Raw genomic sequence first — 14755 nt, forward strand, 5'->3', positions numbered from 1 at the left:
GCCGATCAGGCCCCGTTTTCATGCTTAGAGTAGCGTCCCGCTGAGGATCAGCACCGCGACCGAGAAGTAGATCACCAGTCCGCTCACGTCGACAAGAGTTGCGACGAACGGCGCGGAAGCACTGGCCGGATCGAGCCGCAGCTTTTGCAGGATGAAAGGCAGCATTGAGCCGGAGATCGAACCAAAGGTCACGATGCCGATCAGCGCGGTAAAGATCGTGAAACCGACCAAGACCCAGTGCTCACCGTAGTCAAAGAGCCCAATATTCTGCCAGAGCGCGATGCGGGCGAAGCCGACGAGGCCGAGGATCGAGCCCAGCACTATGCCCGTCGGCAATTCACGCAAAAGAACACGCCACCAGTCGGAGAGCTTGAGTTCACCGAGCGCCAGCGCCCGGATGATCAGCGACGTTGCCTGCGAACCGCTATTGCCGCCCGAGCTCATGATCAGCGGCACGAACAGCGTCAGCACGATCGCCTTTTCCAACTCGCCTTCGAAATGCTGCATGGCGCTTGCCGTCAGCATTTCGCCGAGGAAGAGGGCGCAGAGCCAGCCTGCACGCTTGCGGATCATGCCGGCAAAGCCGATCTTCATATACGGCTTGCCGAGTGCTTCCATACCGCCGAACTTATGGGCGTCTTCGGTCTGGTCGGCAATCATCGTGTCTATAACGTCATCGACCGTGACGATGCCGAGCATGTGGCCGTCCTCGCTGACGACAGGCAGGGCCAGCAGATTGTGCTTGCGGATCAGCCGGGCGACATCTTCCTGCGTCATCAGCGGATCGGCACGCACAACCCCTTCCTTCTGCGCAACCGTGAGAACGGATTGGCCGGGATCGCCGGTGATCAGACGACGCAGCGTAACGACGCTCGTCAGAACGTGGCTCACCGCGTCGAGAACATAGATGGCATACACCGTCTCGCGGGAACGCTCGACCTTACGCACGTGCTCCAGCGTTTGCTCGACCGTCCAGGTGTCGGGCACGCTGACGAACTCCGTCGTCATGATGCTGCCGGCCGTGCGGGGCGGATAGCCCATCAGGTGCTGGACGGCGAGGCAGGTAGTACGGTCAAGCCGCGAGAACAGGTGCGCGCGGGCCTCTTCGTTCATTTCCTGAAAGAGGTCCGCAACGCGGTCGTTCGCCGTGGCGTTCAGCAGGCGTGCGCCGGCCTCGACCGGCATTTCAGCGATGATGGCTGCGGCATTGTGCAGCTCAGGGCGGCCGAGAATACGGACAGCCTTCTGCTGCGGCAGCGTTACCAGGATTGCTGCAGCTTCGGGGATTTCAAGTGCGTTCAGCCGTTCGACGCGCTCGGCCGTGGTGATGGCACCGAGGTGGTCGTTGCTGAAGAAACGAGCGGCATGGCCCGCCCGCAGTGGGAAGCGATTGATGTTCATAGGCTCGCCTTTCCGTCGATCCGCCGTAGCGTCCGACGGGCGAGCCCGACAGGAGTCGGTCAGCGCACGAGGGCCGCGTACGGCAAAGGCAATCGACTGCTACTGTCGCTTGGCATCGTGATGATGGCTCCGTTGATATCCGCGGAAAACGGACGTAATCCGCGTATGGCTGTAGGTGGTCTCAATTGGCAGAAAAGTCAAGCGCTTGAAGCTCTTGGTGCCAGAATGCCGCACCTTCCGACGCGGCATTTCGTTCGAGCAGCTTTTGTTTGAATCGCGGGAGGTGTTAGAAGCCCTCCAAAACCAGCTTTCCTTTCGTCCGCCCGCTTTCGATCATCACGTGCGCCTTCTTCAGATTGGCAGCGTTGATCGTGCCCAGCGTCTCGCTGAGCGTCGTGCGGATCTCTCCGGCATCGACGAGTTCGGCAAGCTTGTTGAGCAGCTTGTGCTGTTCGATCATGTCGGGCGTGCCAAAGAGCGGTCGCGTGAACATCAGCTCCCAATGGATGGACGCGGCCTTGCGCTTGAACGGCACGATGTCGAGCGGCTTCGGATCGTCGATCAGCGCGAAGCGGCCCTGCGGCGCAATCGCCTCAACGATCTCCTTGATGTGCTGATCGGTATTGGTCGTCGAGAAGACGAAGCCCGGGTGGCCAAGGCCGAGGGCCGCCACCTGCGCTGCGATCGGCTGTGAATGGTCGACGACATGATGGGCGCCAAGCTGCTTGATCCATTCGCTCGTTTCGGGCCGGGATGCCGTTGCAATGACAATCAGGTCCGTGAGCGCACGTGCGATCTGGATCGCGACCGATCCGACGCCTCCAGCGCCGCCGATTATAAGGATTGCCGGTGCGGCCCCCGGAACGGGATCTTGTACTCTCAGCCGGTCAAAAAGCGCCTCGTAAGCCGTGATCGACGTCAAAGGCAAGGCCGCAGCTGAGGCGAAGTCGGGCGTCTTCGGTTTGCGTCCAACGATCCGCTCGTCGACGAGGTGGAATTCGGCATTGGAACCGGGGCGATTGATCACGCCGGAGTAGAAGACTTCATCGCCGGCTTTGAAGAGCGTGACCTCCGGGCCGACCGCCCTGACGACACCGGCGGCGTCCCATCCGAGCACTTTGAATTCATCAGCAGCAGGCGCAACGCCAGCGCGCACCTTCACGTCGACCGGATTGACGGATACCGCCTTGATCTCGACCAGCAAGTCATGACCCTTCGCTTCCGGGATCGGCAGATCGACGTCGATCAGGGACGTTTCGGCGGAGATGGGCTGAGGAACCTTGTAGGCGACGGCGCGCATGGGAAACTCCTGTGTTCGTTTGCACAGAGGCTAGATGCGTCTTATGCTCGACAAGCACAAGAATGCACAAATTCTGTACGTAGCACCAAAAAGGATACCGTCAAATGTCGCTCCCTCGTGCCAAGCTGACCCGCAACTTTCCGGGTTGCCCCGTCGAAGCGACGTTGAGTTTCCTGGACGGAAAATGGAAGGGCGTGATCCTATTCCATCTGATGGGTGGGACGCTGCGCTTCAACGAACTGCGTCGCAAGCTGCCCTCCGTGACGCAACGGATGCTGACGAAGCAGCTGCGTGAGCTGGAGGAATCGGGCCTCGTCTCGCGGACGGTCTTCCCTGTTGTGCCGCCGCGTGTCGATTATGCGTTGACGCCGCTCGGCACAACGCTGAAGCCTGTGATCAATGCGCTCGCCGCCTGGGGGGAGGAGAATGTCTTCTGCCTCCCGGAGGGGCGCCACCTTCGCGACGTCTCGGCCGCCTCAGGCGCTCCGGCGATCGAGGCCTAGGGACGCCGCAAACACAAAGATACCGATGAACGACAGGATCGCGCCGACGTAGCCGGTGGCGGCGAAGCCGTAGCCTTGTGCAATGACCAGGCCACCGAGCCAGGCACCAAGCGCGTTCGCGATATTGAAGGCGGAATGGTGCGACGCGGCAGCCAGTGTCTGCGCATCGGCGGCGACATCCATGAGACGGGTCTGGACTGCGGGACCCGCGGCAAAGCCGCAACCGATGCAGAATACACAAAGGGCCAGCATGAAGGGATTGGCGGCCGTCAGGGAGAACATCGTCAGCACCACGATGTTGAAGACAAGGGAGCCGCCGATCGTTCCCATCAGCGACTTGTCGGCGAACCAGGAGCCGACGACATTGCCGACGTTCATGCCGATGCCGAAGATGATCAGCATCACGGCGACCATGCTGTCCGGCAGCATCGCCACCTGCGTCGTGGTTGGCGCGATATAGCTGAACATGGCAAACATGCCGCCGAAGCCAACGGATGCCGTCGCAAGCGTCAGGAGCACTTGTGGGCGCTTGAAGGCGCCAAGCTCCCGCCTGAAGCTTGCACCCTCGGCAACACGGTCGCGGGGCACGTAATACCAGATCAGAGCAACCGTCAGAAGGCCGATGATGCCGACGATCGTAAAGGCAAGGCGCCAGTTGAGCGACTGCCCGAAAACGGTGGCGAGCGGCGTCCCGAGCAAAGTCGCGACCGTCAACCCGAGCATGACGCGGCCGACGGCGCGAGCGCGTTTGTGCATCGGCACCATGGATGCAGCGACGATTGCGGCGACACCGAAGTAGGCTCCATGCGGCAGGCCCGTTATGAAGCGCATCGCAGTGAAGCTCTCGAAGGTTGGCGCCATCGCGCTCAAGATGTTGCCGATGGCAAAGATGCCCATGACGAGCAGGAGCAGCGAGCGGCGCGCCATCTTTGCGGCAAGCACCGCAATGATGGGTGCGCCGACAACGACGCCGAGTGCATAGGCGCTGATTACGTAGCCTGCCTGCGGAGTTGTGACCGAGAACGTATCGGCCACATTGGGCAGAAGACCCATGATCGCGAACTCGCCGGTGCCAATGCCAAAGCCGCCGCAGGCAAGCGCCAGCTGCACGAGCGCAATCGCCATCGGCGATGGGGCTTCGACCACAGAGCTTGTGTCGATGGAATCGTTTACGGCGACCTGGCTCAAGAGGCACTCCTTGGCATTCGATGCTTGACGTACGGGACGGGGGCGAGAGCAGTGACCGGTAGGCCGGGACATGAAGGGAGATGGAGGCGATGCCCCACGGCCCATCTATCAACGATAGCTGCTGGAGGTCGAGTGCGTTTTCTGCAGTGCAGCGTCCCCTCACATGCATACGTGCCTTGCAAATTTGGTGGCCCTGCCGCCGCTCCTGAAGTTCGCGAAGCGCGTTTCAGCTTGAAATCGCGGGTGCAAGAACCATCTCTTAGCAGCGCGGGACAGGTTGTCACCTCTTGCTGCGGATAACAGGAACCATATGAAACTTATTGGCTTTTTCAATCGCGATGGCGGGACGTTCAGAACCACCGATATGGAAGCCTATGAAAGCCGGGCCGAAGCGGTCTTCAGGGAGGCAGGCCACGATTTCAATGCAATCGTCTTCTCCGGTAAGGAGATCGTGCCTGCCATGGAGCGGGCGGCCCGCCGTGACGACATCGACGGCATCGTCGCCGGCGGCGGCGACGGGACGATCTCGGCGGCTGCGTCCATAGCTTGGAAGAACGGTATTGCACTTGGCGTCGTGCCGGCCGGTACAATGAACCTTTTCGCCCGTTCCTTGCGCGTTCCCCTCGACATCTGGCAGGCGCTTGAGACACTCGCTTTTGGCGAAGTCGATCACGTCGATATAGCCAGCGCCAACGGCCGGCCCTTCATTCATCAATTCTCGGCCGGGCTCCATGCGCGCATGGTTCGCTATCGAAACTCCTACACATACCGCTCGCGTCTCGGAAAGATCGGAGCAAGCGCGCGTGCCGCCTTCGGTGTCGTGCTCAATCCGCCCGAATTCGAGGTCGACTTTGAAGCCGCGGGCGTTTACGAGCGCCGCCGCGTTTCCGCAGTCTCGGTTTCGAACAACCCTTTCGGCCAGAATGCCTTGCTTTATGCAGACAGCCTCACTGGCGGCGAACTGGGCTTCTATACCGCTAAGCCGCTGAAACCGCTCGGCGTCGCACGCCTGGCGATCGACCTCTTGAGAGGCAAGGTGAGGGAGAATGCGGACGTGATGATCATGCATCCGGCGCAAGTACATTTGCACTTTCCGAAGCTGCATTCAAAGGCGAATTGCGTGATGGATGGCGAGTTGCGTCCGCTGGAGCGGGACGTTGCGTTGAAATTGCATCCCGGCGAACTCAAGGTTTTGGTCCAGCAAGGACTTGCGGCGCAGATTGACGAAGCCGAGCGGCGCGAAGTCGCTCCCTAGCAATCCAGGCGTTGTTATGTCGCGGGATTTCCAGGTCCGATCAGGCGCACGTCAGCATGGTCTCATCGTCGAGCATTGATCGACGATATGTGGAGACTACAGGCGCGGCAGGTACGTGCGGTAGTCGAAATCCGAGACTGTGCGTAGGTAGGTGATGGCTTCCTTGCGCTTCGTGTCGCCGTAGAGCTTCTGGTAGCGCTTTCCGAATGTGTCTGCGATGAACGGGGAGGCGCTGAAAGCGCGTCGTGTCTTCGGGCGTGTATGAAGGTGTCGTCTCCTCGCCGGAGTCGAGCTCGGAATCGATGCCGAGCAGCATGCCCGCGAGAATGGCAGCAAGCAGCAGATAGGGGTTTGCGTCAGCTCCGGCCACGCGGTGTTCAACCCGAGCGGCCGGGCCATTCAGATCGGGTATGCGGACAGCTGTGCCACGGTGACCGTAGCCCCAGGTCAGGTCGACGGGGGCGAACGAGCCGGGCTGGAAGCGGCGATAGGAGTTAGCGAAGGGCGCGAAGACGAGTTGCGCATCCCGCATGGTTTGAAGCAGGCCGGCGCAGACAGATTTCAGCTTTCGCGGTTCGTCGCCTTTTGCATCGAGAATATTGCTTCCATCCTTGTCGATGACGCTGGCGTGCACGTGAAGGCCCGAACCGGCATGATCGGAGTAGGGTTTGGCCATGCAGGTCGATTTCAATCCGTGCTTGCGCGCCGCCTGTTCCACAATACGCTTCAGATAGATGCAGTCGTCTGCGGCGGCGAGGGCGTCGGGGCGATGCAGCAAGTTGATCTCGAACTGTCCGGGGCCGAATTCCGCCGTCGTCGCATCTGCCGGTAGCCCTTGCGCCTTCGCATAGGCGCGCACGGTCTGCAGATAGTCATCGAGCGCATCGACCGCGCTCATGTCATAGAGCTGGAAGCCGTTCGGGTCGCCTCGATAAGTGAGATTGACAGGCGGCGAAGGCCGGCCGGTCTCGCGCCAATCCGGTTCGACGACGTAGAATTCGAGTTCGGTCGCGACGACTGGCGTCAGACCGCGCGCTTCATACCGCTTCAGCACGGATGCAAGGATAGCTCGGGGATCCATGAAGCTCGGCGTGCCATCGAACTCGTGCATGGTTGCAAGCACCTGCATCGAACCCTCGGGCGCCCATGGCATCGGAGCCAGGCTGCGCTCGTCCGCAATGCAATTGCCATCGGGATCGCCGACGGAAAGCGAAAGGCCGGTGATGTCGTCGTTGTCGTCCCCCCAAATATCGAGCGACTGTGTCGAGGAGGGCAGGCGCACTTCGCCGGCCCAGATTTTCTTTTGCGCGTCGAGCGGAATCTGCTTCCCGCGCAGGTCGCCATTCATGCCGACGAGCAGGAGCTCGACGCGCGGGTTGCCGCCCGCTGCTGTGCCGTGAAGCTTGTCGTCTGCCATGATCTTGAAAATCCTCGCGGAGAAGGCCAAGGTCGTAGCCTATTGGGAAGAGGCTTTCAATCTCTGAAGGTGATTTGCAAATTATGTCCGATACTTACGCGCGCTCCAATCTCGCCGCCATCGACGCGGCACACCACCTGCATCCGTTCTCCGACATGGGGAAGCTGAATGCTGACGGCACCCGTATCATTCAGCGTGGCGAGGGCGTCTACATCTGGGACAGTCAGGGCAAGCGGTATCTAGATGGCTTTGCCGGGCTGTGGTGCGTCAACGTCGGCTATGGACGCAAGGAGATTGCCGACGCCGTTGCCCGGCAGATGAATGAGCTGCCCTATTACAATACCTTCTTCGGCACGACGACGACGCCGGCCACGCTACTTGCGGAGAAGGTCACCTCCCATGCAGGGCCGCACTTCAACCACGTCTTTTTCACCGGCTCCGGCTCCGAGGCAAACGACACATGGTTCCGTATGGCGCGCGTCTATTGGAGCGCGGTCGGCAAGCCTTCGAAGAAGATCGTGATTGCCCGGAAAAACGGTTACCACGGCTCGACGGTTGCCGGCGCCAGCCTCGGCGGCATGAAGTATATGCATGAGCAGGGCGACCTGCCGATACCGGGCATCGAGCACATCGGACAACCTTACTGGTACGGCGAGGGCGGTGAGTTGTCTCCGGCCGAGTTCGGTGTGAAGGTCGCACGTGAATTGGAGGCCAAGATCGACGAACTCGGCGAAGAGAATGTCTCGGCGTTTGTGGCGGAGCCGATTCAGGGGGCCGCGGGTGTCATCATCCCGCCCGCAACCTACTGGCCGGAGATCGCCCGCATCTGCAAGTCCCGCAACATCCTGCTTGTCTGCGATGAGGTCATCTGCGGCTTCGGCCGTCTCGGGGAATGGTTCGGCCACCAGTACTACGGCGTCGAACCAGATTTTGCACCGATAGCCAAAGGGCTTTCATCGGGCTACCTCCCGATCGGTGGTGTGCTCGTCAGCGACCGCATCGCTCACGTTCTGATCAACGAGGTCGGGGACTTCAATCACGGCTTTACCTATTCCGGTTACCCCGTTTGCGCCGCCGCAGCGCTCGAAAATCTCCGTATCATCGAGGACGAAAAGCTCGTCGAACGCGTTCGTGACGACATCGGTCCGTACTTTGGCAAGGTCTGGGGCGCGCTTGGCGAACACGATCTCGTTGGAGAGGCCGTAAGCGTCGGCCTTATGGGAGCGCTTCAATTGACCACCGACAAGGCAAGCCGCACGCGCTTCGAAAAGCCGGATGCGGTCGGCGCACTGGTGCGCAATAACGCACTCGCAAACGGACTAGTTCTGCGCGCTACTGGAGATCGGATGCTGGCTTCACCGCCACTTGTTATTACACGCGAGGAGGTGGATGAGATGGCGCGTATCGTAAAGATCGCGCTTGGCGCTGCATGGAAAGAACTGCGGAACTAGAACCGTGCGCCTAGCTCAGCTCGCGTGGATAGATCCATGCGTAACTGAAGAGACGCTGGTCTTCCGCTCGCCCGCGAACATAACCGACGCTCATGTGTTTCACCGCCACGGCGGAGTATTGCGGGCCGAGATTTTTCTGTACCCATGCAGCCAAATCCGGCTGCAAAGCCGAAGCCTCTTGGGAGGTAAGCCAAACGGCCAAGATTGGCTTCTCAGCGCTCCACTCGTAGTCGACCTCCAGATTACCGAAAAACGTGCAAAGTGTCGGAACGTCCGGCAGTTGTAGATGCATGTTGCCGGACGCGACCCAGCCATCGGTTAACACGAGCCCTGGGCGCTTGCCTTCCTCGGCAAGAATCTTGCTGACGAACTGCTCGTAAGGCGCATTATAGGCCTCCGGTCGGCCGAAAAGCGTCGGCACGTTCGCGCGTACGAAGACCAGCGACGGCGCAACGATCATCACGGCAAGCGGCACGACAAAGAAGCGCTTCGCGAAATCCTCGGCTCGAATCCCACGCGCCTGCATCTTCAGGCAAAATGCGATCGGCATCAGGAACAGGAAGGGTAGCACCCATCGGTCGCGCATGGATGTTATGCCGATGGCGAAAACCAGCAGCAGAACCTGCAGACCAATCGCCAGGAATATCGTGTCGAAAAAGTGAGCCCAGACGGTTGTCGGCCTCAGATTGCGGAGAAACTTCCTGCCGAATATGATCGTATAAACTGCGACGAGAGGCGCGATGATCACGAGGACCTGCCCGAAAAATTCGGTCGGCCCCTTGATCAGTTTCGCGAATGCGCCGCTTGGCGCTTCTTGCGCCATTGTATTCAATGTGCGGGTTGCCGCTAGGCTGACATTGTCGAGTAGCCAAAGGCCATGCGGTAGAAAGATCACGACCGCAATAGCCAATGACATCAGGAAGCGTCGGTCGAGCAACCGCTTCAGGCCCTCCGGATGCAGGAGCACCGCAATAAGTGCCCCAGACGCGACGAGGCTAAAATTGTACTTCGACAGCATGCCGAGGCCGAGCGTCGCGCCGATCATCACGTAGGAGAACAGCGAAGGCGCCTTCAGCGTCTTGATGATGCTGTAGATAAGCAGGTTGATCATCAGCATCTGGGCGACCGTATGGGTCAGGTCCCTTTGTGCTTGCCAGAAAACCTGTGGAATCGTGAACAGCGATAGCGTCGCGATGGCAGCAAACACCCGGTCATCGAGTACAAGTTTTGCGAGCTTGTAGTAGCTCAGAAAAAGAAGAAAAAGGACCAGATTCTTGGCTGCGGCAATCGTTGCGATCGACAGTCCGAAGACGGACACGACCATCGCCTGGAACCAGTTGTAGAGCGGCGGCTGGGTGTCGTAGCCGGCCACGAGCCATTGCGAGAAGAACGCCTGCTGGGATTCATCCACCCGCAAACCGTTTGGCACGAGCAGGCGAACGACTAACGCGACGACAAAATATGCCGCCAGCAGCAGGACAACGGTGTCCGGCTTGCGAGCCAAAAGATTACGCATTCTCACTTCCGTCGAAGACTTGGCGGACGATATAGTTCGGCGAGGTATCGTCACGGTAGTAGGTGCGGGCGATCATCTCGGCGAGAATGCCGGTCGTGATCAGTTGGACCGAGGAAAGCATAAAGACGATGCCGACCATCAGCATCGGGCGGGTGCCGATATCGTTGCCCAAGATGAACTTGTCGACGAACAGATACAACATGATCAGCGCGGAGATTGCACCAAGGCCAAGGCCGAGCGACCCGAAAAAGTGGCCGGGCCGTGCCTTGTAGCGCATGAAGAACATGACCGAGAGCAGATCAAGGATGACACGGAAGGTGCGCGAGATGCCGTACTTCGACTGTCCGTGCTGACGGGCATGGTGGGTGACGACCATCTCGCCGATGCGCGAGCTCGGCACGACGCCGGCGACCCAGGCGGGGATGAAGCGGTGCATTTCGCCCATCAGCTTCACCTGCTTGATGATCGAGGCACGGTAGATTTTCAGGCTGCAGCCATAGTCGTGCAGCTTCACGCCGGTAATGCGCCCGATCAGGTAGTTGGCGCACCACGACGGGATCTTGCGCAGCAAGAGACCGTCCTGTCGGTTCCTGCGCCAGCCCACCAGAAGATCGAGCTGGCGGCGCTCGAGTTCGCCAACCATGGACGGAATATCTTTCGGGTCGTTCTGTAAGTCGCCGTCCATCGTGGCGATCAACCGCCCTGTCGCGGCGTCGATGCCTGCCTGCATCGCGGCGGTCTGGCCGAAGTTGCGCTGCAGTTCGACAATCCTCAGGACAAGTCCCTCACGGCCGATATGCTTGCGCGCATTTGCCAGCGTCGCGTCCGTGCTGCCATCGTCGATCAGGATAAGCTCCCAGTGGTCGGGATAACCTGCCATGGCCAAGCAGATACGATCGATAAGTGGGCCGACGCTCTCTTCCTCGTTGAAGACAGGCACTACCAGCGACAATTCGACCGGCCGCATCGCTTCCACGAGACCTTGACGCGAGTCTACCGTTGTCTGCACGTTTGATTTCTCCTACAAGGCGCACGGCCACAGGCGGCTTTCGCCGCGATAGTCAGGAAAGCCTACTATATGAAGTTTCCGGTTGATGCCAGCCGACAATCTTGGTTTGTCCGCAATCGGATGACGCTGTTGACGATCGTAATCGTGGCTGTTTATGCGCTTTTCATCCAGTGGTTCTGGGGCTGGCCGGTCATTCTCGGGCAATGGGCTGACGTGGGTGCAATCCCGGTTATTGGCGCCCTGATTTTACTCACTAGCACCTACTTTCTCAGGACCTGGCGCATCTATGACTACTTTCCGCGCGAGACCGCCGGTCGCTTCAAGGTGCTCTTCCGCGTTACGCAGATCCACAACCTCCTGAACATCATGCTGCCGTTTCGAACCGGGGAGACCAGCTTTCCGGTCTTGATGCGTACCGAGTTCGGTATCCCGCTGGCGCGCGGCACGTCTGCGCTCCTCGTTATGCGCCTGCTCGATCTACACGCCTTGCTGGCTGCCGCCGGTATCGGCTTTGCGATCGCGTCACAGTACAAGATCATCGCATGGGTTGTCTGGACGGCTTTCCTGTCACTGCCTGTGGTCGCTTTTGCGCTCAGGCAACCCTTGTTACGGCTTGCCAGCAGGCTTCTACCGGCCAAGGCGCAGAAGCTTGTGGTCGAGATCGAGAGGGGGCTCCCAGTTGATGCAGCCGCCTTCACGCGCGCCTGGGCGATGACTGTCATCAACTGGCTCGTCAAGGTTCTCGTGCTCGCCTGGGCGCTCAACCTCATGGGTGTTTTGCCGATGGCTGCAAGCTTCGGCGGGGCGCTTGGCGGCGAACTCTCCTCGGTGCTTCCGGTGCATGCGCCGGGTGGCGTGGGTACTTATCCGGCCGGCATAGCCGCCGGTGCCATGGCCCTTGGCGCATCGAGCGAAAAGACCGCCCTCGCTGCTTTGGCACAGGCAAGCATCAATGCGCACCTGCTGATCATCGTTTCGGCCCTGACAGGCACGGCAATCTCACTGCCGCTCGGCCGCCGTCGAAAGCTCTGAGATTCGTTTGCTCAGAAATGCTCGCTCCGGCGCCTGCTGGCACAGCCGCAAGGCTGCCTCGTAGGCCGCAATCGCATCTGCCTTCCGCCCCAGCTGCCGCAGAAAATCGGCGCGGGCGGAATGCGCAAGATGGTAGCTCTCCAGTTCTCCCGTCTGCAGGATCGCGTCAACGAGTTGCAATCCCGTTTCTGCTCCCTCCACCATCGCCACTGCGACTGCTCTATTAAGCTCGGCAATCGGCGACGACTGAGCGGAAAGCAAGAGATCGTAGTAACCGACGATGCGCCGCCAGTCCGTTTCCACAGGCGTCTCAGCCCGCGCATGCTCCGCGGCGATGGCTGCCTGTAGCGTGTAGACACCAACCTCACCATTTCGCATGGCGCCGTCGAGGCGTTGAAGGCCTTCGCTAATCTTTTCACGATCCCAAAGCCTGCGATCCTGATCGGCAAGGAGAATGAGACCTCCCTCCGAGCTTCGCCTGGCGACGCGACGCGAGTCCTGCAGAAGTAGCAGGGCAAGCAGTCCCGAGACGTCAGGATGCGGCAGGAGGCGCGCGAGCAGCCGTGTGAGCCGGATCGCTTCCGACGTCAGATCCGTGCGGATCACCTCGTTGCCGGAAGAGGCGGAATAGCCCTCGTTGAAGACCAGGTAGATGACATGCAGCACCCGGTCGAGCCGCCCCGGCAATTCGTCGCGCTCAGGGACCTCGTAGGGAACTTTCGCTGTGCGGATCTTGTTCTTCGCACGCACGATACGTTGTGCCACAGTCGGAGCAGGGACAAGAAACGCGCGAGCGATCTCCTCCGTCGTAAGCCCGCATATCTCCCGGAGCGCCATCGCCATCTGCGCATCAGCCGGTATGACCGGATGGCAGCATGTGAAGATCAGCCGGAGCATGTCGTCTTCGATCAAGTCCACGTCGCCGATCTCCGTTTCGTCGAAAGAGCCGTACAGACTTTCCTCGATGTCCTTCACAGACATATCGAACCGCGACCGGCGTCTGATGTGATCGATCGCACGAAATCGTCCCGCGGAAACGAGCCAGCCGAAGGGATTGGCCGGAACGCCATCGCGTGGCCATGTCCGCGCGGCCGCGGCAAACGCGTCATGCAGGGCTTCTTCGGCCCTGTCGAAGTCGCCGAGGAGACGGATGAGCGTCGCAAGCACCCGGCGAGATTGCGATCGGTAGATATCCTCGATCAGGCGTTCCAAAACTCACTCCGGTCGTGTCAATATCCGCACCGGGCGGACCTCCACCGCGCCAATTTTGGCGCACGGAATTCCAGCGGCGATTGCCTTCGCCTCATCCATGTCGGAGGCATCGATAACATACACGCCGGCCAGATGCTCCTTCGTCTCGACATAGGGGCCGTCCGTCATACTGAGCTCATTGTTGCGCACTCGCAGGACGACAGCCTTATCAGGCGTCTCGAGAGCGTCGGCATGGATCAGCGTGCGACGATCGCGCAACTCTTCGTCGAAGCTGAAATGAGCGCGAACGACGGCCTCGGTTTCGGCCGCGGTCTGTCGACCGTCAACGTCGGCCGAATTGTAGATCAAGCAAACATAGCGCATCGCATTATCTCCCGTCTTTGATCGAATAGGCCGGGCGTATTTCGACCGAGGCGTACTTCAGTATGGGGAACGTCGAGACAACCGCCTTGGCTTTTTCCATGTCGGCGGCTTCGATCAGCACGAAGCCGCCCAGGTGTTCCTTGATCTCGGCGAAGGGACCGTCGGTTGCCGTGGTGATGCCCTGCCTCACGCGCAGGGTTACCGCCGCCTCGGGAGCTTGCAGCGCAAGCGCGGCCTGCAGGACGCCGCGGTCCCGCCAATGATCGTCGCTTGCGATGCACTCTTGCGTCAGCACATCCCACTCTTCTTGCGGTACGAGCTTGCTCTTCTCGGTGTCGAACCAGATCTGGCAGAGATACTTCATGACGGCTCTCTCAATTGTGGACCCGAATATCGTAGATCGGCCGGACTTCGATCGACCCCAGCTTCGCGAGCGGGATGCCGGCCGCAACGCGAATGGCATCGTTGAGATCTTTCGCGTCGATGAGAATGAAGCCGCCGAGTTGCTCCTTTGTTTCCGCAAAAGGGCCGTCCGTCACCGACATTTCATCGTTGCGAACGCGGACGGTCACGGCATTCTTCGGCGATTGCAGCGCGTGCGCGGTGACCATGTGGCCGCTAGCGATCAGATCATCATCGTAGGCGAGGGACGCCCTGTCGAGGCTCCCTTTCTCCTCATCGGTCATGGCTTCAAGCGTCGCAGGCTCGAACCAGACCTGGCAGAGATATTTCATCGTTCGCTCTCCCTGGTGCCAATAATCATTGGACGATCAGCCTAGGGCGATTTCGACAGGATGCGAGAAAATCTTTTTGCGGAAGTTTGCGTCGAAACGAGGAGGCTGGCTTCGACCAAGTGTCGTCAACAACATGGAGTGACGACGATGAGTCTTTTCGAGATTGTGCTGGCGAACTGCATCCGGGCAAGTCGCCAACGGGACAGGCAGCATCATCGGGTCGATACGGACCTGCCAACGACGCGGGCCATGATCACCCGGCTCGCTGCGGTCGCTGCCCTTTTCGCGATCTCTATCCTAGCGCTGGATACGGCCGGCGAGCGCTATGAGCGTCAGCTCGCCACCAACGCGGTTGCCGCCACACGCCAATAAGG

General features: G+C 60.1%; 14 protein-coding genes and 1 pseudogene. 5 read left to right on the top strand and 10 right to left on the bottom strand.

Annotated features, from left to right (window positions below; translation table 11 throughout):
• Positions 1 to 24: 24 nt before the first annotated feature.
• Both mgtE and WGT02_RS07375 read right to left on the bottom strand, forming a co-directional pair.
• Positions 25 to 1401, bottom strand: a complete 1377-nt coding sequence (gene mgtE, locus WGT02_RS07370; RefSeq protein ID WP_024313738.1) for a magnesium transporter — start codon at positions 1399 to 1401, stop codon at positions 25 to 27.
• Positions 1402 to 1687: 286 nt separating this feature from the next.
• Positions 1688 to 2701 (bottom strand): zinc-binding alcohol dehydrogenase family protein, encoded by a 1014-nt coding sequence (locus tag WGT02_RS07375; RefSeq protein ID WP_208248518.1) that lies wholly within the window; start codon positions 2699 to 2701, stop codon positions 1688 to 1690.
• Positions 2702 to 2805: 104 nt separating this feature from the next.
• Here WGT02_RS07375 and WGT02_RS07380 point away from each other — a divergent pair, with 104 nt between their 5' ends.
• Entirely contained in the window at positions 2806 to 3204 is a 399-nt protein-coding gene (locus WGT02_RS07380; protein ID WP_024313736.1) for a helix-turn-helix domain-containing protein, read from the top strand.
• Here WGT02_RS07380 and WGT02_RS07385 read toward each other — a convergent pair.
• Positions 3178 to 4392, bottom strand: coding sequence for an MFS transporter (locus tag WGT02_RS07385; RefSeq protein ID WP_024313735.1), 1215 nt, complete (start codon positions 4390 to 4392; stop codon positions 3178 to 3180). The two genes, WGT02_RS07380 and WGT02_RS07385, sit on opposite strands and share 27 nt — an antisense overlap.
• A 310-nt stretch (positions 4393 to 4702) precedes the next feature.
• Between WGT02_RS07385 and WGT02_RS07390 the strand changes: the two genes are divergently transcribed.
• Positions 4703 to 5647 carry a diacylglycerol kinase family protein gene (locus WGT02_RS07390; protein ID WP_024313734.1) on the top strand — a complete coding sequence of 315 codons (945 nt, stop codon included), beginning with the start codon at positions 4703 to 4705 and terminating at the stop codon, positions 5645 to 5647.
• 96 nt (positions 5648 to 5743) lie between these two features.
• Here WGT02_RS07390 and WGT02_RS07395 read toward each other — a convergent pair.
• Positions 5744 to 7094, bottom strand: a pseudogene (locus WGT02_RS07395) (glutamine synthetase family protein).
• 53 nt (positions 7095 to 7147) lie between these two features.
• Here WGT02_RS07395 and WGT02_RS07400 point away from each other — a divergent pair.
• Positions 7148 to 8515 (top strand): aspartate aminotransferase family protein, encoded by a 1368-nt coding sequence (locus WGT02_RS07400; protein WP_208248516.1) that lies wholly within the window; start codon positions 7148 to 7150, stop codon positions 8513 to 8515.
• Positions 8516 to 8525: 10 nt separating this feature from the next.
• On the opposite strand, the gene WGT02_RS07405 is transcribed toward WGT02_RS07400, so the two are convergent.
• Both WGT02_RS07405 and WGT02_RS07410 read right to left on the bottom strand, forming a co-directional pair.
• Complete coding sequence (locus tag WGT02_RS07405) at positions 8526 to 10031, bottom strand: glycosyltransferase family 39 protein (RefSeq protein ID WP_024313731.1); 1506 nt, start codon at positions 10029 to 10031, stop codon at positions 8526 to 8528.
• Positions 10024 to 11040: a glycosyltransferase family 2 protein gene (locus WGT02_RS07410; RefSeq protein ID WP_024313730.1), complete on the bottom strand. Its 1017-nt coding sequence runs from the start codon at positions 11038 to 11040 to the stop codon at positions 10024 to 10026. The genes WGT02_RS07405 and WGT02_RS07410 overlap by 8 nt, the downstream gene beginning before the upstream one ends.
• A 69-nt stretch (positions 11041 to 11109) precedes the next feature.
• Between WGT02_RS07410 and WGT02_RS07415 the strand changes: the two genes are divergently transcribed.
• Positions 11110 to 12072: a lysylphosphatidylglycerol synthase domain-containing protein gene (locus tag WGT02_RS07415; protein ID WP_208248514.1), complete on the top strand. Its 963-nt coding sequence runs from the start codon at positions 11110 to 11112 to the stop codon at positions 12070 to 12072.
• Here the strand turns inward: WGT02_RS07415 and WGT02_RS07420 are convergent.
• Genes WGT02_RS07420 through WGT02_RS07435 form a run of 4 tightly spaced genes read right to left on the bottom strand, consistent with a single transcriptional unit; the run spans position 12040 to position 14381 of the window.
• Positions 12040 to 13284, bottom strand: a complete 1245-nt coding sequence (locus WGT02_RS07420; protein WP_208248501.1) for an RNA polymerase sigma factor — start codon at positions 13282 to 13284, stop codon at positions 12040 to 12042. The genes WGT02_RS07415 and WGT02_RS07420 overlap by 33 nt on opposite strands.
• 3 nt (positions 13285 to 13287) lie before the next feature.
• Positions 13288 to 13647: a YciI family protein gene (locus WGT02_RS07425; protein ID WP_072372282.1), complete on the bottom strand. Its 360-nt coding sequence runs from the start codon at positions 13645 to 13647 to the stop codon at positions 13288 to 13290.
• Between the two features lie 4 nt (positions 13648 to 13651).
• Positions 13652 to 14011, bottom strand: a complete 360-nt coding sequence (locus tag WGT02_RS07430; protein ID WP_024313726.1) for a YciI family protein — start codon at positions 14009 to 14011, stop codon at positions 13652 to 13654.
• A gap of 10 nt (positions 14012 to 14021) precedes the next feature.
• A complete protein-coding gene (locus tag WGT02_RS07435) occupies positions 14022 to 14381 on the bottom strand; it encodes a YciI family protein (protein WP_024313725.1) in 360 nt (119 codons plus the stop codon).
• 147 nt (positions 14382 to 14528) lie between these two features.
• On the opposite strand from WGT02_RS07435, the gene WGT02_RS07440 reads away from it, so the two are divergent.
• Positions 14529 to 14753, top strand: coding sequence for a hypothetical protein (locus WGT02_RS07440; protein WP_024313724.1), 225 nt, complete (start codon positions 14529 to 14531; stop codon positions 14751 to 14753).
• Positions 14754 to 14755 lie beyond the last annotated feature (2 nt).

The organism is Rhizobium sp. T1470 (genome assembly GCF_042140505.1).
GTDB classification, from domain to species: domain Bacteria; phylum Pseudomonadota; class Alphaproteobacteria; order Rhizobiales; family Rhizobiaceae; genus Rhizobium; species Rhizobium favelukesii.

Excerpts from the sequence above, each read along its gene's own strand:
- WGT02_RS07425 (WP_072372282.1), bottom strand. The coding sequence starts at position 13,647 with ATGCGCTATGTTTGCTTGATCTACAATTCGGCCGACGTTGACGGTCGA.
- WGT02_RS07375 (WP_208248518.1), bottom strand. The coding sequence starts at position 2,701 with ATGCGCGCCGTCGCCTACAAGGTTCCTCAGCCCATCTCCGCCGAAACG.
- WGT02_RS07435 (WP_024313725.1), bottom strand. The coding sequence starts at position 14,381 with ATGAAATATCTCTGCCAGGTCTGGTTCGAGCCTGCGACGCTTGAAGCC.
- WGT02_RS07390 (WP_024313734.1), top strand. The coding sequence starts at position 4,703 with ATGAAACTTATTGGCTTTTTCAATCGCGATGGCGGGACGTTCAGAACC.
- mgtE (WP_024313738.1), bottom strand. The coding sequence starts at position 1,401 with ATGAACATCAATCGCTTCCCACTGCGGGCGGGCCATGCCGCTCGTTTC.
- WGT02_RS07380 (WP_024313736.1), top strand. The coding sequence starts at position 2,806 with ATGTCGCTCCCTCGTGCCAAGCTGACCCGCAACTTTCCGGGTTGCCCC.
- WGT02_RS07415 (WP_208248514.1), top strand. The coding sequence starts at position 11,110 with ATGAAGTTTCCGGTTGATGCCAGCCGACAATCTTGGTTTGTCCGCAAT.
- WGT02_RS07440 (WP_024313724.1), top strand. The coding sequence starts at position 14,529 with ATGAGTCTTTTCGAGATTGTGCTGGCGAACTGCATCCGGGCAAGTCGC.
- WGT02_RS07430 (WP_024313726.1), bottom strand. The coding sequence starts at position 14,011 with ATGAAGTATCTCTGCCAGATCTGGTTCGACACCGAGAAGAGCAAGCTC.
- WGT02_RS07405 (WP_024313731.1), bottom strand. The coding sequence starts at position 10,031 with ATGCGTAATCTTTTGGCTCGCAAGCCGGACACCGTTGTCCTGCTGCTG.
- WGT02_RS07400 (WP_208248516.1), top strand. The coding sequence starts at position 7,148 with ATGTCCGATACTTACGCGCGCTCCAATCTCGCCGCCATCGACGCGGCA.